This is a genomic window from Lysinibacillus sp. GbtcB16, assembly GCF_019091145.1.
Lineage (GTDB): Bacteria > Bacillota > Bacilli > Bacillales_A > Planococcaceae > Lysinibacillus > Lysinibacillus fusiformis.
Genome location: NZ_JAGXJV010000405.1, coordinates 1 through 271 on the forward strand (window position 1 = coordinate 1; position 271 = coordinate 271).

The window sequence follows — 271 nt, forward strand, 5'->3', positions numbered from 1 at the left end:
GAGAAGTCCTAGTGATTTAACAACCAAGTAAGTCGGGATAATGCCCCCGCTGAAAAGCATCGTGAACACGACCAGCAGGAGGAAGAAGCTTCTCCCCGGGAGATTGCGCCGGCTAAGCGGATAAGCCATCAGCGAAGTCAGGATTAAGTTGACGACGGTGCCAACAACCGTGATGAAAATCGTGATCCAGAAAGCTCTTGGGATATTGGTCTCACTAAAAAGCTTCTCATAAGCGGTAAATGTAACCGATTTGGGGATAAGAATGAAACCG

The 271-nt window shown here is 48.0% G+C and carries 1 pseudogene; it reads right to left on the reverse strand.

Annotated features, from left to right (window positions below):
• A pseudogene (locus KVT27_RS24705) lies at positions 1 to 271 on the reverse strand (ABC transporter permease); the annotation flags it as partial.